The 19,225-nt window shown below is 57.3% G+C and carries 15 protein-coding genes; 7 read left to right on the top strand and 8 right to left on the bottom strand.

All coding sequences use genetic code 11. The features are described 5' to 3' along the window. Positions 1-7 precede the first annotated feature (7 nt). Complete coding sequence (locus J8I34_RS21690; RefSeq protein ID WP_209806979.1) at positions 8-838, bottom strand: phosphogluconate dehydrogenase C-terminal domain-containing protein; 831 nt, start codon at positions 836-838, stop codon at positions 8-10. 487 nt (positions 839-1,325) lie between these two features. On the opposite strand from J8I34_RS21690, the gene J8I34_RS21695 reads away from it, so the two are divergent. The 3 genes from J8I34_RS21695 to J8I34_RS21705 all read left to right on the top strand — a co-directional run bounded on the left by J8I34_RS21695 (position 1,326) and on the right by J8I34_RS21705 (position 3,861). Next, positions 1,326-1,628, top strand: coding sequence for a hypothetical protein (locus tag J8I34_RS21695; protein WP_209806980.1), 303 nt, complete (start codon positions 1,326-1,328; stop codon positions 1,626-1,628). A gap of 76 nt (positions 1,629-1,704) precedes the next feature. After that, positions 1,705-3,147, top strand: coding sequence for a hypothetical protein (locus tag J8I34_RS21700; RefSeq protein ID WP_209806981.1), 1,443 nt, complete (start codon positions 1,705-1,707; stop codon positions 3,145-3,147). A gap of 327 nt (positions 3,148-3,474) precedes the next feature. Then, entirely contained in the window at positions 3,475-3,861 is a 387-nt protein-coding gene (locus J8I34_RS21705; RefSeq protein ID WP_209806982.1) for a hypothetical protein, read from the top strand. 185 nt (positions 3,862-4,046) lie between these two features. Here the strand turns inward: J8I34_RS21705 and J8I34_RS21710 are convergent, their stop codons facing one another. From J8I34_RS21710 to J8I34_RS21735, 6 genes are all read right to left on the bottom strand, one after another. Beyond that, entirely contained in the window at positions 4,047-4,775 is a 729-nt protein-coding gene (locus tag J8I34_RS21710) for a transcriptional regulator NanR (RefSeq protein WP_209806983.1), read from the bottom strand. Between the two features lie 160 nt (positions 4,776-4,935). Next, a complete protein-coding gene (gene eno / locus J8I34_RS21715) occupies positions 4,936-6,225 on the bottom strand; it encodes a phosphopyruvate hydratase (RefSeq protein ID WP_209806984.1) in 1,290 nt (429 codons plus the stop codon). Between the two features lie 140 nt (positions 6,226-6,365). After that, positions 6,366-7,790 carry a pyruvate kinase gene (gene pyk, locus J8I34_RS21720; protein WP_209807029.1) on the bottom strand — a complete coding sequence of 475 codons (1,425 nt, stop codon included), beginning with the start codon at positions 7,788-7,790 and terminating at the stop codon, positions 6,366-6,368. Positions 7,791-8,214: 424 nt separating this feature from the next. Next, entirely contained in the window at positions 8,215-9,168 is a 954-nt protein-coding gene (locus tag J8I34_RS21725; RefSeq protein ID WP_209806985.1) for a D-2-hydroxyacid dehydrogenase, read from the bottom strand. Between the two features lie 2 nt (positions 9,169-9,170). Continuing rightward, complete coding sequence (gene tkt, locus J8I34_RS21730; protein ID WP_209806986.1) at positions 9,171-11,168, bottom strand: transketolase; 1,998 nt, start codon at positions 11,166-11,168, stop codon at positions 9,171-9,173. 160 nt (positions 11,169-11,328) lie between these two features. Further along, positions 11,329-12,216 (bottom strand): LysR substrate-binding domain-containing protein, encoded by an 888-nt coding sequence (locus tag J8I34_RS21735; protein ID WP_209806987.1) that lies wholly within the window; start codon positions 12,214-12,216, stop codon positions 11,329-11,331. A 209-nt stretch (positions 12,217-12,425) separates the two neighbouring features. Here J8I34_RS21735 and J8I34_RS21740 point away from each other — a divergent pair, with 209 nt between their 5' ends. Continuing rightward, complete coding sequence (locus J8I34_RS21740; RefSeq protein WP_209806988.1) at positions 12,426-13,724, top strand: glycerate kinase type-2 family protein; 1,299 nt, start codon at positions 12,426-12,428, stop codon at positions 13,722-13,724. A gap of 42 nt (positions 13,725-13,766) precedes the next feature. Here the strand turns inward: J8I34_RS21740 and J8I34_RS21745 are convergent, their stop codons facing one another. Further along, positions 13,767-14,729 (bottom strand): LysR substrate-binding domain-containing protein, encoded by a 963-nt coding sequence (locus J8I34_RS21745; protein ID WP_209806989.1) that lies wholly within the window; start codon positions 14,727-14,729, stop codon positions 13,767-13,769. A gap of 672 nt (positions 14,730-15,401) precedes the next feature. Here J8I34_RS21745 and J8I34_RS21750 point away from each other — a divergent pair. From J8I34_RS21750 to J8I34_RS21760, 3 genes are read left to right on the top strand one after another with little or no spacing between them, the layout of a single operon-like run. Continuing rightward, complete coding sequence (locus tag J8I34_RS21750) at positions 15,402-16,247, top strand: alpha/beta fold hydrolase (protein ID WP_209806990.1); 846 nt, start codon at positions 15,402-15,404, stop codon at positions 16,245-16,247. Between the two features lie 44 nt (positions 16,248-16,291). Next, positions 16,292-17,308 carry a TRAP transporter substrate-binding protein gene (locus J8I34_RS21755; RefSeq protein WP_209806991.1) on the top strand — a complete coding sequence of 339 codons (1,017 nt, stop codon included), beginning with the start codon at positions 16,292-16,294 and terminating at the stop codon, positions 17,306-17,308. 22 nt (positions 17,309-17,330) lie between these two features. Continuing rightward, positions 17,331-19,190, top strand: a complete 1,860-nt coding sequence (locus J8I34_RS21760) for a TRAP transporter large permease (RefSeq protein ID WP_209806992.1) — start codon at positions 17,331-17,333, stop codon at positions 19,188-19,190. The last annotated feature ends 35 nt before the right edge of the window (positions 19,191-19,225 follow it).

A 19,225-nucleotide genomic window follows, 5' to 3' on the forward strand; every position in this document is an offset into this window, starting at 1 on the left:
TCGCGCCTCAGGTGATACGGCGGATACTGTCGGCGATTTCGTGACGGTCAAAGACCTTCAGCCAGTCGTCGCGCATCAGGCGGGGCTTTCCGAATTCAATGGCCTTGTTGCAAGCATCCGAGAAAGCGCCGGGAATTTCGTTGAAGATGACCGCGCCCAGGATGTTCATGTGACCGAGCAGGAAATCGCGAGCAGCTTCGTGGGGTACGCCGCGGCGAACCGTCTCATCCATCGCTTCGCGCATGACTTGGAGCAGCGTCGCGCAGATGGTTTCGGAAAGACCAGGCTCCAGGATTGCCATCTGTTCGACGGTCAGGCGGTAGGAGCGCAGGATAGGTGCGTAGATGACCTTTGCCACTGCCTCGCCAAGGTCGAAAGCCTCTTCCGGTCCTTGCATCAGTGCGCTCGTAATCGACTGCTTCGCAGCGCCCCCTCCGAAGTAGTCCCGGCGTGCTTCAGGTTCCGTTTCATCGTTGTAGATGGGCGGATGGCAGGGGTGAGCTACGAAGTAGGTGAGGTCCGGGCGGTTGGGCAGATGCCCTGCAAAGGGAGCTGCGGCATCCAGCGTCATGACCATGGTGCCGGGCTTCAGCTGCGGAGCGATTTGAGCGGCGACCTTTCCGATGATGGTGTCGGGAATCGCCAGGATTACGACATCGACGCCGTCGAGTGCCTCGTCCGCGCTTACGCAGTTGATGCCCAACTCGTCGCGCAGGCGCTTCTGGCCCGCCTCGCCCAGCTCGACGTGGCTGACGCGGTAGTCGGATTTAAGAAGGTTCTTCGCCAGGCGCACGCCCATCTTGCCGCCGGCGCCAAACAACGCAATTTTCTCTTTCATTTCAAATCTCCAATGAGGTCCACCGTGTCAATCAATGCTCGTAGCTCCACACGGCTTCGTAGCGGAATCACATGTTCAAGTGGCGTGATGGCATAATGGTATGATGAGTAGGCCAGTAGGACAAGTGGCAATCGTTCGGCGTTAACCCGTAGAGGTGGGAAGCACACTAGGGAAAAGCGCGGCTAAGAAGGGCGTGGCCGCCGCTTTGAGCGGAGCCCCGAGACCAACTTCATCCCTCTTTGACGGCGGCTGAATCGTATGCTCATCAAAGGGAAGCCTTCGCAACCAAGCCGACAGGTCGGCGATACCCCTCATAAAGAAGGGTTCCAACCTAGCGAAAGCAGCCGATAAGACTTTTTGTGGCGGTGAAGGCAATTGCTTACTTGCCCTGCCAAAATTGGGGCACCGCGTGATTTTCATGAGCCCAACGGCTTATGAACTTGGGACACTCAGGTTGTCTTCCACCCGCCACATCAAGGAGCACTCCATGGCGAAGAAACAACCGATTGACTGCGGATTCTTCACTGCAGGCAACGACCAGTATCACGGTGTTCAGTCCATCAAAGAAAACGGTGCACTGGAGCATGCCAACCGACTTGCGCGCATCCTGCTGCGCGAGAAGAAGGTCGCCACGGAAGAGGAAGCGCTCTCCTTGGCGAGCCGCGAAGTCCAGCGTTTGCGCTGGAATATTGACGGGTTCCAAGCGAACCGAATGGCGCGCGAAGAGCTGCGACGAGAGCTGGGGTCACAGCGGTCGCAATCCCCGCGTGGTCGCTTTGCAGTCTCTTGAGTAGCCACCCTTCATGTTTGGCGTGCCGGGCACCCAATGTGCCCGACCGCTGCTTCATTTATCAGGAAGAAATCCAATGGCACAGTACAGTACTGACGAGCTCGAATACCTCAAACGCCATCTTCCCGACATTCTGAGTGTTGAGAAGGATGTTGTAGTAGACCTTCTGCGCCGGCATCCTGGCGAGGTTCGAGCGGCCTACGATGCGTTCACATCCGTTGCAGAGAACTTATCGAACCGCAAGTGGCAAGATGCGGTGCTGGCAAAGGTGCCCATGGCATCATGGGCACTTGGGCCAGGAAGTGAACCGCGCATCGAAGCGAGTCGCACTTCGTCTATGCGCTATCTCGCGCGAGAGGCACAGCCCGACGAGGTCTCCATCAATTTGGTAAAGGCACGTAAGCTTCTTCTTGAGGGCTTGTTGAATCGAATGAATCCAGCAAGCAGTTCGGCCTATCGGTCAATGCTAAGCTGGGTGGACGCGGCTGCTTTCGGCTCCGCTGAGGTTGCAAGGCATCCGCTGAGCTCCGATACCGTCTTCGGTTACAACCTACTGTTTCTTGAAGACTTATTGGCAGAGCAAATTTTCACCTATGACCGAGGCTGGCGTAACGAGGAAAGGTTGCCTGTCGACGAAACTACGCCCTTCGTGGTCACGCATGCATCTTCCTCAATGGCCTTGGAGCATCTCGTCCCGATAGTCGACAGATGGCTGTCCGAGGCGGACACCTTGCCGAGCACGGTGCCCGAGAGCCTCCTTGCGCGTATCAGCGGCAATCTTTCGGTGAATCGTTCACTGTTAGAGCTTGCCGCGAGTGAAGCGCTTGGTATGAAGGCGGCCGAGATGAACTTGCCGTTCCTGACTAACCTGAATTGTTGTGGGGTAACGTCAGTTCCATCCGCGATTCTCGACTGCACGGCCGACGACATCGAGTACCGCTTACGCGACCTCCTCACCACTTGGTTCGCGTACGGTGGCTCTATGGTCGGCTCTAGTGACTTCTTCAAGCGACACATGACTGCCTCGGACGTCGAGGTGGTTGTGCGTTGGAGTAAAGAGCTACAGCAGCAGTATGTGTCCTCGCGTGGCGCCCAGGGAGGGGCCGGGTGCGGACAAGTAGCTCATGGCAATCCAAGCAATCGTTTCATTTTTGCGATGGCTATAGTTGCCGCATTTTACCGCAACGAAACTCGGGTGAAACATGAGGTAACGGGCAATAGCAACGCCACGTACGCAGTGTTTCCGGCGCGGGTAACCACGGCCAAAGACAAAGAACATCAGCCACCAACGCATGCTGCGCATCTTCTTATGCAATCCTATGGTCAGATGTTTTTTTCCAATTCCGACTGGGGCCTTCGTGCTGAGCGAGTGCGAGAATACGCAAAAACCATGAGCATTAAGCGCTCCCATGTTCAGCAGTTTCTGACCTTTGCCGTAAAGAATCGGACATCGAGGCAGCTTTACGCACTGCAAGCAAATTTACAACGCGCCAAAGAGTCAGCTTCGACCGCAAAGTGACATTTGACTCCGAGCTACAGGAGAGAGAGGTAATTAATTCTCCTATAGCGCAGCTTTGATATTCTGCGAGCAATATATATGTGTATTACTGATACAGAGATTCGCTGCTCTCTGGAGAGCCTCATCGCCTCACATGCGTCTCTTCGCACCAACAGAGTCCATGAGTCAGATTTCTACAACCGTACATATCCGTTGCAAATAGCTGAGTTCGCCAAGCTCCGGAAGAGAGGAGCATGGACAGTCGACGATGTACTTATGCGATTCTGTAGCGTCTACGGCTGGATGCCCCGTGGCATTCAGCGATGGAATGTAGCGGCTCTCCCCCAATTGGTTTCACTGCTCAACGAAGACGAACCAGACGGTGATAAGCTCATAAAAACCGCTAGCCGGTGCATCAACAATTCGATGGTCGGCGCCTCGAAGTTTCTGCATTTCTTCGACCCGGATTGCTTCCCAATCTTCGACTCAGTTGTCGCATCATTATGGTGGAAGTGGGATGCTACAAAGGCAGTCTCCCGCTATGAGCTCTATTGGGCAGGCGTCATAATGGTCAGCGACGAAGCTGCGAAAGATGCTCGGGAGTGGGCAAAGCACTGGATGGGATACGAGGTCTCCAGCATTAGAGCCATCGAAGCATTGGCCTTTTATACCCAGCGCGTGGGAAGGAAGGGGCAGGCTCCCGCAACGGTGACACAGTCCGACGACGACGAATAGCTTGCTTGGTTAGATGCCAATGTCATCGTCGTTTGTTGCGCCCCGGGGGAGGCCATGTCCGCCAGTCCCTCAAGCGTGGACGTCGTTGCTGGGCCGGTCTGCAACAACGACGTTCACGGTGACGGTGGGTATGACCCCGTAAGCTTGCATCGGCAGCGATTGGAGTGATTCCTGTCGCGGCGTTGTCAACTGACGTCTACAGAGGTGCCTGTCATCGATTTGTACAGTGCATTAGCCCGGGTCAGGTGGTCTTGCATTGCTTGGGCAGCAGCGTCCCCGTCATGCTTTGCAATGGCGTCGACAACCCTCTGATGCTCCTCCAGGGTGAGGTTTTCAACACCTGGCGCGCGAACAATTCCCCGGTAGTACTCGCGGGCCCATTCAAAGAGTGCCTGCACGATGGCGGGAAAAATCGGATTCCCGCTTATCCGTGCCACCTCACGGTGGAATGCCATGTCGCGCGTGAGGAACTCTTCCGGATTGCTTCTTGCCGCGCGCTGGTCTTCGATGCGAGTTTGGAGAATCTCGATGTCGCGCTCGGTCGCATTTGCTGCGGCAAGGCGAGCCAGTCCACATTCGAGGAATAAGCGCGCATCCTTGAGATGCGAGAGGGAATTTGGACTCGACCTAAGCAGGTGTTGAGCACCGGCTCCAACTTGCCGTATTAGGTGGTCGGCGGTGGGAATTACGACACGCGCGCGCTCGCCGTGCGCAATCTCAATAATGCCTGCTCGTTCGAGAGACTGAAGAGCCTCGCGAATGGCGGGCCGACCGACGCCGTAGTACTCCATGAGGTCGCGTTCAGCTGGCAATTGTTCACCGGGAGGAATTTCCCCACTTCGAATCCTCTCCGTCAGTCGCTCGAGTACATCCTCAAACAGCCGCCTACGTTGGATGGGTTCAGCATTGGCCATAGGGACGCTCACCTTTCATGTCATCATGCCAGAAGATGAGATGATAACAGTTCGACGATTCCTTTCTGAAGGGCAGAGAGCGACACACGATGTGCGCTTTGGTACTCTCCATGTTGTCTGACTTTGCGGCTGGCAGGCGACAGCCCGCCGGCCGGGCCTATTACAGGACGTTGTAAAGGGAGCTCTTACCGGGATAGCTCCCCACTTCGCCCAAGTCTTCCTCAATCCGCAACAACTGGTTGTACTTGGCGATTCGGTCCGAACGCGACAGCGAGCCGGTCTTAATCTGGCCGGCATTGGTGCCCACTGCGATGTCAGCAATGGTGCTGTCCTCCGTCTCCCCCGACCGATGCGAAATCACGGCAGTGTAGCCGGCGCGCTTGGCCATCTCGATGGCAGCAAACGTTTCGGTAAGAGTGCCAATCTGGTTGATTTTGATGAGGATTGAGTTGCCGATGCCCTTCTCAATGCCTTCCTTCAGGATTTTGGTGTTGGTGACGAACAGGTCGTCGCCCACCAGTTGCACACGGTTGCCCAGCTTCTCGGTCAGCGTCTTCCACCCGTCCCAATCCCCCTCGGCCATGCCGTCCTCGATTGAGACGATGGGGAACTTGTCGCACAAGTTCGCAAGGTAGTCGGCAAACTGCGTCGACGTCAGCTTCAGGCCTTCGCCTTCCAAGTGGTAGACGCCTTCGCCTTCGTGGTAGAACTCGCTGGCGGCGCAGTCCATGGCCAGCAGGACGTCTTCACCCATGCGGTAGCCCGCTTTCTCGACAGCTTGGACGATGGTGTTGAGGCACTCCTCGTTGGACGAGAAGTTGGGTGCAAAGCCGCCCTCGTCGCCCACGGCGGTTGACATGCCATGGTCGGCGAGAATCTTCTTCAGTGCGTGGAAGACTTCGGCGCCGCAACGTAGGGCTTCACGGAAGCTCTTCGCAGACACCGGCATTATCATGAATTCCTGGACATCCAGGCTATTGTTCGCGTGCGCACCGCCGTTGACGATGTTCATCATCGGCACCGGCAAGTGCATTGCGCCCGAGCCGCCAAAGTAACGGTATAGCGGCAAGCCGGTTTCTTCGGCCGCGGCTTTGGCCACGGCCATCGAGACCGCCAGCATGGCGTTGGCTCCCAGGCGGCTCTTGTTTTCTGTACCGTCCAGGTCAATCAGCGTGCGGTCCACGAACGCCTGCTCCGAGGCCTCCAAGCCCATGATGGCTTCGGCGATTTCGGTGTTGATGTGCTCAACGGCCTTCAGCACCCCTTTACCTAGGTAACGGCTTTTGTCGCCGTCACGTAGCTCGATAGCCTCTCGCGAGCCAGTGGAGGCGCCCGACGGAACGGCGGCACGGCCCATGACGCCCGATTCCAGCAGCACGTCACACTCGACTGTGGGGTTGCCGCGCGAGTCCAGAACTTCGCGACCAACGATATCTACGATTGCACTCATTGTTTAGCGAGAAAAATGCGTTAGAGGGCGCCGCGTAGGTGCAGATGTCTACGCAAGCGCTATGTCCATAATTTGCATCCTGCAGCCGACGCTTTGGTGGGCCAAGACCCTGAACCTAAGCCTCGCGCTGGCAGTAAGCTTTACTTCGGCTGCGTCGGCAACACAAATCGAAGAAAGTTCGTGGAACCTGGCGTTCCAAACGGCATTCCGGCCACAATCGCGAACGGGCGAGATTCCGGTTCGAATCCTTCCGCACGAACAACATCGGTGGCGTGCACAACCATGTCTTCAACGCTCTTGGCATCATCGCCATGGACGGCATGGACGCCCCAAACAACGGCCAACCGGCGCGCGGTCTCGATTTTGGGAGTCATGCCGACGATGGGCACGTTGGGGCGTTCATGGGCAACACGCAGCGCACTGGAGCCAGACAGCGTGTACGTTACGCACGCCGACAGTGGCAGGATGTCGGCTGCTGTGCGAATCGCAGCGCCAATCGCATCCGGTGCGTCAGCGCGACGAGTAGCAGCGATGGCACCCATTGTGTCTCGCTGCAGCCTGTCCCGTTCGGTGTTTCGGATGATTCGCGACATCATCTGCACTGCCTCAACGGGATAGTCACCGCTGGCAGACTCTGCAGACAGCATCACGGCATCGACACCGTCATACACAGCAGTCGCGACGTCCGAGGCTTCAGCACGGGTGGGCGCGGGCGAACTCACCATCGAATCAAGCATCTGCGTCGCTACCACGATGGGCTTGCCGGCCTCGCGACAGAGTCGGGTCAAACGCTTCTGAATTGCGGGTACTTCTTCCGGAGGCATTTCGACCCCCAAGTCGCCGCGCGCAACCATAATCGCGTCGGTCGCAGCAACAATCGCCTCGATATCGGCAATGGCGGCAGGCTTTTCAATCTTCGCCATAATCCCGACGCTTGAGCCGACAATTTCCCGAAGTTCTTCGATGTCCTGAGCCGTCTGTACAAATGACAACGCCACCCAGTCGACGCCGAGTTGGAGCCCAAACTTCAGGTCTCGATGGTCTTTCTCCGTCAACGCGGACAGTTGGAGGGCGCAGTCAGGGACATTCACGCCCTTTCTATCGGAAACCTTTCCTCCCGTTTCAACCACCGTCTCGGCGAAATCCGGCCCGCACGAAGTCACCCGAAGGCGGACGCGGCCGTCATCAATGAGAAGCGCGTTGCCTGGCGACAGTGCCTCGAAGATTTCGGGATGCGGTAGCTGTGCGACTTGCCAGTTTCCGGCCACAGGAGCCAGTTGAAGACGAAAGTCTTGTCCGGCATTGAGCTTTACCGGGCCGTCTGCAAACGTGCCAAGGCGCAGTTTCGGTCCCTGCAAATCCAGCAGCACGCCGATAGGCCTGCCCACGACGGACTCCACCTGCCGAATCACGCGAAGGCGTGCCGCATGGTCTTCATGCGTGCCATGACTGAAGTTCAGGCGAAAGGTATCGGCGCCCGCTTGGACAAGTTGCAGAATCTTTTCTGCATCCGACGAAGCAGGACCCAAAGTTGCCACAATCTTTGTATGGCGCTCGCGGCGCAGGCTCATGAAAATCTCCGATGCTGATAACTGCAACGCCCGGGTGGGAGGGCGAAAAAACATCGACTTACATTGCGGTCCTCTGAACGCGTCTGGTTGAGAGGCGACGACGTCTGTGTCGACACGATGAGGACGGCGAAGATTGCCCTCGCACGCCCGACCAATAGAAAAGGGGACGCGGCCGGGTTGGCGGCGCGCATCCAAAACCACCGAGCAAGAGGAACCTAAGGAGATGTGTACCCTGGCTTGGCGGGGAATCGTGAGTTACGTCTTTCAGTGGTCTAATGGTATGATGAGTAGACCTTGACGGCAAGACACCATTGATGGGGGTTAACCCGTGATGTGAGGGCGGGAGGCTGGCCCAATGGGCCAGCAGAGTTCGCACGTCAGCTTTAACCTACGACGTGCGTACGGATGCGTGGGATGTTCAGCCGACTTGATTGACGGGCTTACCGGCAACAAAGGCTTCGATGTTGTCGACGAGCTGGTCCGCCAGGCCTTGGGTCGCTTCTTCGCTTGCCCAGGCCACGTGTGGGGTAAGGATGAAGTCCGGACGCTCCAGCAACGCGCTGAACGGGTGGTTCGGCGGGGGCGGTTCCACACTAACCACGTCGAATGCCGCTCCGGAAATCTGGCCAGCATCAAGTGCCGGCCCGACAGCTGACTCATCAACGAGACCGCCACGAGCCGTATTAATCAGGAGCGGCTTGCGCGACATCAGGGCAAACTCGTTGGCGCCAATCAGGTTGCGAGTCGACGGCATCAGGGGACAGTGGAGCGAGACAATGTCCGACTTAGCCAGAAGTTCCTCGAAAGGCGTGTACAACGGCCCCATGTCGCTCCGACCTTTGTACGTTGAATACAGAATCTTCATGCCCAAGGCTCGGCCCATTGCGGCCACCGACTGCCCGAGCACGCCATCGCCGATGATGCCAAGAGTCGAGCCGGCGAGGTCGCGAATGGGGTAGTCGAAGAAACAGAACTGGCCAGACTCCTGCCACCGGCCCTTGCGCACTGCATCCTGATACGCGCAGATGCTTCGACGCAACGCGAAGATGAGCGCGAAGGTGTGCTCTGGAACGGTGTGAATCGCGTAGTTGCGAATATTGCTGACGACAATGCCACGCGCGGTACAGGCCCGCACGTCTACGTTGTCGAAGCCGGTCGCAGCTACCGCGACGAGTTTGAGTTTCGGGGCGTCAGCAATCGCCCCTTCCGTCAGCTTCGACTTATTTAGGATGACGATGTCGGCGTCGGCGATGCGAGACGATACGTCCCCAGTAGCCGTCCTCTCATACACCTCTAAAGTATGCGGGAAGCTCGGTGTCCGCAGAGTAGTCTTCGGCGGAAGGGTAGCGCTGTCGAGAAAGACGATTTTCATGATTACTGGACTCCAGCAGTTTCGAGAAGACGCTGTGCTTCGAGAACTACGGCGTCAGGCGTGATGTTGAAAAGGCGGTAGAGAGCGTCCGCGGGTCCTGGGGCGCCAAAGCCTTTCATGCCGACAAATCCGCCATCAATCCCGAGATATTGGTCCCATCCAAATCGGACCGCGGCTTCCACGCCAATTCGGACTCCATCCCTGCCAAGTACCGATGCCTTGTACTGTTTATCCTGAAGCTCGAAGAGTTCCCAGCAAGGCAGAGAGACAACTGCTGTGCCAATGCCGAGCGCTTCAAGGCGTTTCTGCGCCTCGACGGCAATCGACACCTCAGAGCCCGTTGCGATAAGCGTGACTTTCCGCTCGCCGCTTTTGGCCTCCGAAAGCACGTAACCACCTTTCTGACTGAGATTCTCATCAGAGTGAGCTCGCCGGACACGGGGCAACGCTTGGCGCGCAAACACCAAGCTCACCGGTCCCTCGCGATGAGCCATCGCCACCTCCCAGCACTCCGCGGCTTCGGTTGCGTCTGCGGGGCGCATAACCAGCATGTTAGGCATGGCGCGAAGCGAGGCAAGAATCTCCACCGGCTGATGAGTGGGCCCGTTCTTGCCGATGCCGATGGAATCGTGGCTGAACACGAACTTCACCGGGAGGCCCATTAGCGCGGCCATCCGCATTGCAGGACGCTCATAGTCAGAGAAAGCGAGATACGTAACGCTCAGCGGGATAATGCCGCCATGTGCGGCCATACCATTCGCCATGGCGCCCATCAGGTGCTCGCGAACACCGCAATGGACATACGAGCCGCTGCGATTGTTCACAGTGAACGCCTCAAGCGGGCCCTTATGGCCGGTCGGGCCTTCCAGGTCGGCACATCCGACCATGCGTTCTGGCACAATCTCAGCAAGCGCTTGGTTGATGGCTGCCGAAATCTGGATGCCGCCGGGGAAGTCATCAGAGTCGATGCACTTGCGCTTGAAGTCGTGGAGGACCTTTTCCCATCCCTGAGGCAGCTCGCCGCGCATAATGCGCTCGAATTCAGCCCGCTTCTCCGCTGGAAGGGCCGCCACTCCGGCCTTCCAGCTCTCATAGGCGTTCTGGTTGCGCGCTCCGAATCCGCGCCAGCCCGAGAGGACATGGTCAGGAATCTCGAAGTTGCCATACGGCCAGTCGAGCAACTCCCGCGCGGCTTTAGCGTCCTCGTCGTACAGACGCGCACTATGGCCGCCTCGCTGACCTTGCAGTCGCGGGATGCCTTTGCCAATCACAGTGCGGGCGGCAATTATAGAGGGGCGTGGGTCGGCCTGGGCCAGCTCCAGCGCCTCCGATACCTCCGCAATGCTATGACCGTCGACTTCAATGACTTGCCACCCTGCCACGCGGAACCGTTCTGCAACGTTCTCGCTAATGGACAGCTCAGTCTTGCCGTCGTCAGTGATTTGATTGTCGTCCCACAACAGAGTCAGCTTTGACAACTTCAAGTGACCGGCCAAGGAAATCATCTCCTGGCCGATACCCTCTTGCAGGCAACCATCGCCTACAAAGGCGTAAGTTCGGTGGTTGACCAGTTCGTCGCCAAATCGCGCGTTGAGGAATGCCTCGGCCACGGCCATGCCGAATGCATTCGCGATTCCTTGACCGAGAGGGCCAGTCGTCACCTCGATACCAAGCTCGGGGTCAAACTCCGGATGGCCGGCGCAGTGAGAGCCAAGTTCGCGGAAACTCTTAACCTGGTCCAGGCTGATGTGATGGTAGCCAGTCAGATACAGGAGGGAGTACAACAGCATCGAGCCATGGCCGTTCGAAAGAACGACACGGTCGCGGTCCCACCAGGTGGGGTCTTGGGGATTGAATTTGAGCTGCTTGGCGTAGAGAGCGGTGGCAATCTCTGCCATGCCTAGAGGCACGCCTTGATGCCCCTCTGTTGCGCGGACAATCGCGTCGATGGACAGAAATCGAATGGCATGCGCCAGTGGCTGAAGTTCATGTGCGGTCATAGCTTGAGGCACGCCGAGCGGACTTACTCGGCCGCTTTGTCTCCGTTGTCGTTTGCGGAAGAGGACTTCATTCTTCGCGACAGACTCAACGTGAGGCAAGCGATGAAAATTCAGGGATTAATGAATGTGTGTCATGTAAGGCGTCCGCGATGAAAAGATGTCATGGCGCCACCGTCAGACGGCTCTCCTCCCGCAGCCAGTCGAGAAAGCTCACCACCTCGGGTCGTGACGCGTGGCGAGCGGGATAGACGACATAGTGCTGCACGATATCGAGTCCAAGCTCATCGTCAAACACGCGGCAAAGGCGCCCGGCTTTAAGATGTTCGGCAGCCAGCTTTGTGCTCTCAAGCGCAATTCCCAACCCCTGGACCGCCGCGTCAATGCTCATCATTGAGCGGTCGAATCGAAGCGGAATTCTTTCGGCGTGCAGGTCAGGAGCGTAATCCGCAAACCACTCCGGCCACTGTACGAGACTAATACGAGACTGAATAAGGGGAACCTGGACTAGGTCTTCTGGAGCCTGGACCGGATGTCGGCTGAGGAAATCGGGGCTGGCAAGCGGAACCACCCGCTCGGAGAAGACTGGCTCGACCTCCAAATCCGGCCAGTTAGGCAAACCATAGCGGATGTCGATGTCGACCTGTCCGATTTCGAAGTCCGAATGTTCCGGAGAAGCCGAAAGACCGAGCGAGATTTCGGGATGCCGGCCCGCAAATTTGGCGATTCTGGGCATCAGCCAGAGGCTCGCGAAGCTGGGACTAGAGTGAATGTAGAGGGAGTCCTCAACGCCGTGGCGCAAGTCTTCGGTGGCGGAGTTGATGGCTCCAAGCGCCCCAGCCACACGTGAAAGATAGGTTTGCCCTGCAGGCGTAAGCACTACCCCTCGCGTGGAGCGCTCAAAGAGCCTTAGACCAATCAGCTTTTCTAATCGAGCGACCTGATGGCTGACTGCCGATGGCGTTAGGTGCAACTCCGTTGCGGCAAGAGAAAAGCTCTTCCGGCGTGCGATGACCTCGAAGGCGAGCAGAGATGTCAGCGGAGGAATCATGGCAGCCGGGCTGGTAAAGGTGTGTTGCGACGCAACATGCAGGGGCTTAAAGAACGCGTGACATTTTATCGTTTGCTCCGCAGATTGCAGTAACTCAGAATCGTTGCCTCACAGCGCATGTGCACCCAAGTGCTTGGTGTTGGCACTGCCGTTTCACCGCCAGGTTGACTGGCGATACCTTCTTTCTGACGCTCTGTGTGCCTCAAGCTATGATTGACCCGCGAGATTTCCTTCAACAACTGTTCGATAGCGCGGTTCGCAGCGCCCAGCCAGCAGGTGTCCTAGGCAAGTATCTACCGCAGCCTCCACGTGGCCGCACCATTGTGGTCGGGGCAGGCAAGGCCAGCGGTGCGATGGCACAGGTTTTCGATTCCCTGTGGCCGGCCGACGCCGCGCTTGACGGATTGGTCGTGACCCGCTATGGCCATACGCCGCCTCGCGTGACTACCGCCCCACAGCGAATCGAGATTGTCGAGGCCTCGCATCCGGTGCCGGATGAAGCCGGTCGGGTCGCAGCCGGACGGATGGTGGAGCTGGTAAAGGGTCTGACAAAAGACGACCTCGTCGTTTGCCTCATCTCGGGAGGTGGGTCGTCGCTACTGACGCTTCCCGCTGATGGCCTCGACTTCGCGGAAAAGCAGCGCATCAACCAGGAGTTGCTACTGTCCGGCGCCAATATCTCCGAGATGAACTGCGTCCGAAAGCACATCTCTTCAATCAAAGGGGGGCGTCTTGCCGCTGCTTGCAGTCCGGCAAAGGTTGTCACCTTGGCAATCAGCGATGTCCCCGGAGACGATGTATCGACCATCGCGAGCGGCCCAACGGTCCCGGACGAGAGCACGTGTGAGCAGGCGCTCGAAATACTACGGCGCTACGGCATCGCTGTGCCGCCGGCCATCGAATCGGCACTCAAGGCACGCTCCTTAGAGACGCCGAAGCAGGGAGACCCTTGCTTCAGCAGTAATGAGACCTATCTGATTGCGACGCCACTACGTTCCTTGGAAGCGGCCGCGAACGCGGCGCGGGCCGCCGGCGTCGAGGCCCATATTCTTTCTGATGAGATTGAAGGGGAGTCGCGGGACGTGGGGATGGTGCACGCCGCACTTGCCCGGTCGGTGGCCAAGCAAGGTAAGCCATTCTCTCGGCCTTGCGTCATTCTGTCCGGTGGCGAAACCACCGTGACTGTCAGGCCGTCGGAGTCTGGACAGATTAGGGGGCGAGGAGGTCGAGCCGGTGAATTCTGTATGGGTCTCGCGCAAGCACTACAGGGGTGTCCCGGCGTCTGGGCGCTAGCAGCCGACACCGATGGCATTGACGGTGTCGAGGACAACGCCGGTGCGTTCGTGACCCCTGACACCTTGGTCCGAGGCCAGGCAGCAGGGCGAAAGCTTGCGGACCATCTGAACCGCAATGACGCTTATGGGTACTTCAGCGCCATTAGCGATTTGCTCATTACTGGGCCGACCTACACCAACGTGAATGATTTCCGCGCAATCTTGATAGTGTGACCGAAGCAAGGAGGTCCTTGAGCAACGGCTTGCGCTGGGGCGTCAGCCGCTATTCAGACTTGGACTTTCCGCCAATGATTGCATGAGCCACTCGCGGAACAGACGCATTTTTGGGAGATGGCCACGGCTGGAAAGGTAATTAAGGCTGTGGCATTCGATTCGAGGCCCTTCTTTTCCAAAGGGGAGTACCAGGCTGCCTGACGCGAGCTGCCGCTCCACGAGCAGCATGCTCTCCAGGCACACGCCGACACTATCGATTGCTGCAAAAATCGACATAAACGAGCGGTCGAACCGCGGGCCACGTTCTAAGTTCAACTGTACACCCGGGTGGTCTGCTTCCCAATCGCGCCACGTGTAGAGGTTGACCTCCGAATGGATAAGCATCTGATTTGCAAGGTCCCTTGGGCTGTGAAGGCCCGGATTCCCCTCGACGAGATTCGGTGAACAAAGTGCCACGATGGGTTCCGGCGGGAACATTTCCGTCTCTATCCCTGCTCGCGCAAGCCCCGCCCCGTAGCGAATATCAAAGTCCACCATGCCGTCATCAAGGTCGACCTTATCGCCCGAGGCCGTAATACGCACGTCTACGTCTGGGTACAGCGTCGTGAAGCGCGCAATGCGTGGCATCAACCACTGGGCACCCAAGCTTGGTACAACGTGCACATTAATGAGGTCGCTCTTTCCAGCTCGCGAAATCTCTTGAACGCCTGATTCAATCAGACCGAACGCATCACCGACATTTTTTGCAAGTTTCCGCCCGGCATCTGTAAGGATGACAGAGCGTTGAATGCGGTGGAAAAGCTGAATGCCGAGAAAGCGCTCCAGTTCTCGAATTCGGTGGCTTACAGCTGAAGGCGTTAGATGCAGTTCTTCGGCGGCTCGGATGAACGAGCCTAACCGAGACGCTGCTTCAAAGGCTTGAAGGGTGGCGAGGGGTGGAATTTTGCGCACAAACAAGAATGAATACACATCACCGATAAGGCGTTTTAATTCTCTTCGGCGCATGGGTCAAGCAAAATTGCGGCACACTCGGCACTCTAGGGTAAACGCTTACGCTGCCGAAGTAAGGCATCAGGCTCGCGCACGACCGCTTTAGGCGCAGGGTGGTCAGCTCGCAAAGTTCACACTTTTAGCAAGATGCGGCGACTGCGCATCGTGGCGAGAGCATCGGCACTTGCTGAAGCAAAGGAAACAATACTTTGGCCTTGGGTTTACCTCAATGCCTCCAATCTGAGTTCTACAAGCGACGTCCGGAAAGGTGAGGACATTTCATCTATTCCATGATTTTATTCGCTTGACCGCATCATTCCCGTGAACCAACATACCGTCACCGGGCAACAACAACGCCCTATAAATAGAAGCACGTCCACTGCTGCGTGCTCTGGAGACAGGCATGAAAACGTCAAAACGCCTTTTTCAATTTTTCAGCGCGAGATTGAGCTTTATTTAAAGCGAGATATCAGGCGCGAATGTCTCCTCCTTTGATTCTTATTGAGTCGCCACACGGTTTTGAAAGAGGTGCGCAATGAGGATTCGCCGTACCGCTTTCGCAGTAGTTGCGTCTTCCTTGCTGGCAGTGGCCCAGGGCAAGGGACGATGGGGGTGACTCTGCTGTTCTGTGCCACTTCGCGGCTGGCCACTCGCCAATGCCAGCCTGCTGCCTTCTAAGGAAATGAAATGACCCAAGTTTCAAGTCACTATGCCGACCTGGATGACGTCACCCTGCACTACCTCAAGGCCGGCGAGGGGTTTCCGGTTGTGCTGCTGCACGGGATTCCGCAGACCTCTTACGAATGGCGCTTCATTATTCCCGAGCTCACCAAGAAGTACTCGGTGATTGCTCCGGACCTGCGTGGTCTTGGTGATTCCTCCCGTCCCGGCTCCGGTTACGACAAGAAAACGGTCTCCAACGATGTCTGGCAATTGCTGCAAAAGCTGAATATCAAGGAATTCTTTCTGGTTGGCCATGACTGGGGCGGTCCGACGGCGTTCTCGCTGGCCGCACAGCATCCTGAGGCGGTGCGGAAGCTGGCGATTCTCGATGTCGCAATTCCGGGCGACGGTCATGACTTCTCCCAGAATGGCCGCCGTTGGCACCACGCGCTTTTCCGCACACCGGACTTCCCTGAGGTGCTGTTCCAGGACCGCGAGCACCTGATTCTCAATTGGCTGTTCGAGAACTATGGGTATCGCCCGACTTGCATTTCCGAGGAAGACAAGAAGGAATACCTGCGCACCTACACCAAGCCGGGTGCCATGCGCGCGATGTACTCGTTCTATCGCGCTTTGCCTCGGGATGCCGAAGACAACAAGTCAATGCTGGAAGCCAACGGCAAGCTCAAGATGCCGGTTCTCGCCTTGGGCGGAAGCAAGAGCTTCGGTCGCGGCATGGACACGATTGAGTCCGTGAAGCGCGTGGCAGAGGATGTTCGCGGCGGCCTGATTCCAGATTGCGGACACTGGGTCACCGAGGAGCAGCCGGAGTTCATTTCGCAGGAACTGATGAAGTTCTTCGGCGAATAAGCGCATCGTCGCGTAACAGATTCAGAACAGACTAAGGAGACAACATGGTCAACTCTACCCGTCGCAGGCTCGTGCTCAGCGGAGCAGCGGCCGCCGGTGCCTCAATGGCGTTCCCGGGTCTCGTCTTCGGCCAGGCAAAGTACAAGCTGAAGTGCGCGAATATTATGCCGGTCGACCATCCTCTGAACGTTCGCTTGCGTGAAGCAAGCACGAAAATCAAGGAGCAGACCAACGGCGCGGTCGACATCCAAATTTTCCCGGCAAGCCAGCTTGGCACTGACGCGGATATGCTAGCTCAAGTGCGCGCGGGTGGTATTGACCTGTTTGTCCAAACCGGGCTTGTCCTGGCGACGCTCGTCCCTGTTGCGTCCATCAATGGAATCGGATTCGCCTTCTCCGACTACAGCAAGGTGTGGGCCGCAATGGACGGGGCGCTGGGCAAGCATGTCATCAATGCTTTTTCTAAAGCAAACCTTATCGCCTTCGACAAGATGTGGGATAACGGATTCCGCCAGACGCTGTCTTCGAACAAGCCTATTCGCACTCCGGATGACATCAAGGCATTCAAAATTCGCGTTCCCCCAAGCCCCCTGTGGACGTCCATGTTCAAGGCGATTGGCGCTTCGCCGGTCTCCATCCCTTGGGGCGAGACATATTCGGCGCTGCAAACGAAGGTCGCTGACGGCCTAGAGAACCCGCTGGCTGGCATCTACTTTGCCAAGATGTATGAGGTGGGCAAATACATCTCGAATACCAACCACATGTGGGATGGCTTCTGGATGGTCGCCAATCGGCGCTCGTTCGAGGGCATGCCGGCGTCGACACGGGACATCATCACTAAGGTGATGAACGAAAGTGCACTGAAGCAGCGCGCCGATGTCGAGAAGCTGAACAAGGAGCTCAAGGCAGATTTGACTGCAAAGGGCATTCAGTTCTCTGATGTTGACACCAATGCTTTCCGCGCAAAGCTCCAGCAATCCGGCTTCTACGCGGAATGGCGCAAGAGGATGGGCGACGAAGCCTGGGGACTACTTGAAGCGACAGCAGGCAAGCTAGCGTAATCGGCCAATTGTGAGGTTTGTGATGGACACTTTATCATCGACTATTCCTATGGGGCGTCGAACATTTGCCGATTCATGTGAAGCAGTCCTGGTCCGTTGCGTAGAAATCGTTGCGTCGATTATTCTCGTTGCGGAAATCGGGATTCTCTTCACAGGTGTGGTTGCACGCTATGTTCTCAACACACCGATTACTTGGTCCGACGAGTTAGCCTCGATACTGTTCATTTGGCTGTCGATGCTTGGGGCGTCCATTGCATTCCAGCGAGGGCAGCACATGCGGATGACTGCGCTTGTGGGTAAGGCAAACACGACCAATCGGAGGATTTTAGAAGTAGCTGCCGTGGCCGTGCCACTAGCGTTCATGGTTGCCATCTTGCATCCGGCGATTGACTACGCCCTGGAAGAAAGCATCGTGACGACGCCGGCGCTGGAGATATCTAACCTGTGGCGCGCCGCAGCACTCCCGACGGGCGTGGCCCTTATGATTGTCTTTGCCGCCTTCCGCATTATCAAGGAAGGGATGTTCCGCAGCATCATCGTCGCGGCAGTCATTGCGGTAGCAGTCTACGGGCTGCTGACGGTGGCAAAGCCAGTCTTTACTGACTTGGGAAATTGGAATCTGCTGATTTTCTTCGTCGGGATGATTGGACTGGGCGTGGCCTTGGGTGTACCCATCGCGTTCGTTTTCGCGCTCTCGGCATTGACCTACATGTTCACCTCGACGACGACGCCGGCCATTGTGCTTGCCGGCCGAATCGACGAGGGGATGAGCCACCTTATCCTGCTGGCGGTCCCGCTCTTCGTCTTCCTTGGGCTGCAGATTGAGTCGAACGGGATGGCGCGAGCGATGGTGGGGTTCCTCGCAACATTGCTAGGTCACGTTCGGGGCGGGCTCTCCTATGTGCTGGTTGGAGCCATGTACCTGGTCTCCGGCATCTCTGGCTCAAAGACCGCGGACATGGCAGCTGTGGCACCTGCACTTTTCCCAGAGATGCAAAAGCGTGGTGCGAAGCCTGGCGACCTTGTGGCGCTTTTGGCTGCAACAGGCGCCCAGACCGAAACGATTCCTCCCAGCATCGTACTGATTACGATTGGCTCCGTGACGGGAGTTTCGATTGCAGCCTTGTTCACGGGCGGTCTGTTGCCTGGCGTGGTGCTTGGCATCACGCTGTGCATCGTGGTGTGGTGGCGCTACCGGCATGAGGACCTCTCCTCAGTTAAGAAGACGTCCAAGGGTGAGATTGCAAAGGCATTCCTCGTAGCCCTGCCGGCGCTTGCCCTACCATTCGTGATTCGCTCGGCAGTGGTAGAAGGAATGGCCACTGCAACGGAAGTTTCTACGATTGGCATCATCTATTCCTTGGTAGTTGGGTTGCTGGTGTATCGCCATTTCGACATCAAGCGTATGGGTCAGATGCTTGTGGAGACGGCTTCCCTGTCAGGCGCAATTCTCTTCATCATTGGAGCTGCAACGGCAGTTGCTTGGGCGCTGACCCAGTCCGGCTTCTCCCGCGACCTGGCAGCAATTATGAATAGCCTGCCGGGTGGGGCGCCGATGTTCATCGCGGTCTCCATCATCGCCTTCGTGATTCTGGGTAGCGTTCTGGAAGGCATTCCGGCAATTGTTCTCTTTGCACCGCTCGTCTTCCCCATCGCAAAAAGCCTGGGCGTAAATGAAGTGCACTACGCCATGATTGTTGTACTGGCCATGGGCATGGGTCTCTTCATGCCGCCGGTGGGTGTTGGTTACTACGCGGCGTGTGCTGTCGGACGAGTAGAGCCGAGTGCCGGGCTACGACCCATCTGGGGCTACATGATTGCCCTCTTAGTGGGCCTTGTGCTGGTCGCAATGATTCCTTGGTTGTCTATCGGCTTCCTGTAAGCAGCATGCTTGTCTCTTCCCGGCCTCTATCTTCG

The organism is Cupriavidus phytohabitans, assembly GCF_017815025.1.
GTDB lineage: Bacteria > Pseudomonadota > Gammaproteobacteria > Burkholderiales > Burkholderiaceae > Cupriavidus.

Excerpts from the sequence above, each read along its gene's own strand:
- J8I34_RS21690 (WP_209806979.1), bottom strand. The coding sequence starts at position 838 with ATGAAAGAGAAAATTGCGTTGTTTGGCGCCGGCGGCAAGATGGGCGTG.
- J8I34_RS21695 (WP_209806980.1), top strand. The coding sequence starts at position 1,326 with ATGGCGAAGAAACAACCGATTGACTGCGGATTCTTCACTGCAGGCAAC.
- J8I34_RS21700 (WP_209806981.1), top strand. The coding sequence starts at position 1,705 with ATGGCACAGTACAGTACTGACGAGCTCGAATACCTCAAACGCCATCTT.
- J8I34_RS21710 (WP_209806983.1), bottom strand. The coding sequence starts at position 4,775 with ATGGCCAATGCTGAACCCATCCAACGTAGGCGGCTGTTTGAGGATGTA.
- eno (WP_209806984.1), bottom strand. The coding sequence starts at position 6,225 with ATGAGTGCAATCGTAGATATCGTTGGTCGCGAAGTTCTGGACTCGCGC.
- J8I34_RS21725 (WP_209806985.1), bottom strand. The coding sequence starts at position 9,168 with ATGAAAATCGTCTTTCTCGACAGCGCTACCCTTCCGCCGAAGACTACT.
- tkt (WP_209806986.1), bottom strand. The coding sequence starts at position 11,168 with ATGACCGCACATGAACTTCAGCCACTGGCGCATGCCATTCGATTTCTG.
- J8I34_RS21735 (WP_209806987.1), bottom strand. The coding sequence starts at position 12,216 with ATGATTCCTCCGCTGACATCTCTGCTCGCCTTCGAGGTCATCGCACGC.
- J8I34_RS21740 (WP_209806988.1), top strand. The coding sequence starts at position 12,426 with ATGATTGACCCGCGAGATTTCCTTCAACAACTGTTCGATAGCGCGGTT.
- J8I34_RS21745 (WP_209806989.1), bottom strand. The coding sequence starts at position 14,729 with ATGCGCCGAAGAGAATTAAAACGCCTTATCGGTGATGTGTATTCATTC.
- J8I34_RS21750 (WP_209806990.1), top strand. The coding sequence starts at position 15,402 with ATGACCCAAGTTTCAAGTCACTATGCCGACCTGGATGACGTCACCCTG.
- J8I34_RS21755 (WP_209806991.1), top strand. The coding sequence starts at position 16,292 with ATGGTCAACTCTACCCGTCGCAGGCTCGTGCTCAGCGGAGCAGCGGCC.
- J8I34_RS21760 (WP_209806992.1), top strand. The coding sequence starts at position 17,331 with ATGGACACTTTATCATCGACTATTCCTATGGGGCGTCGAACATTTGCC.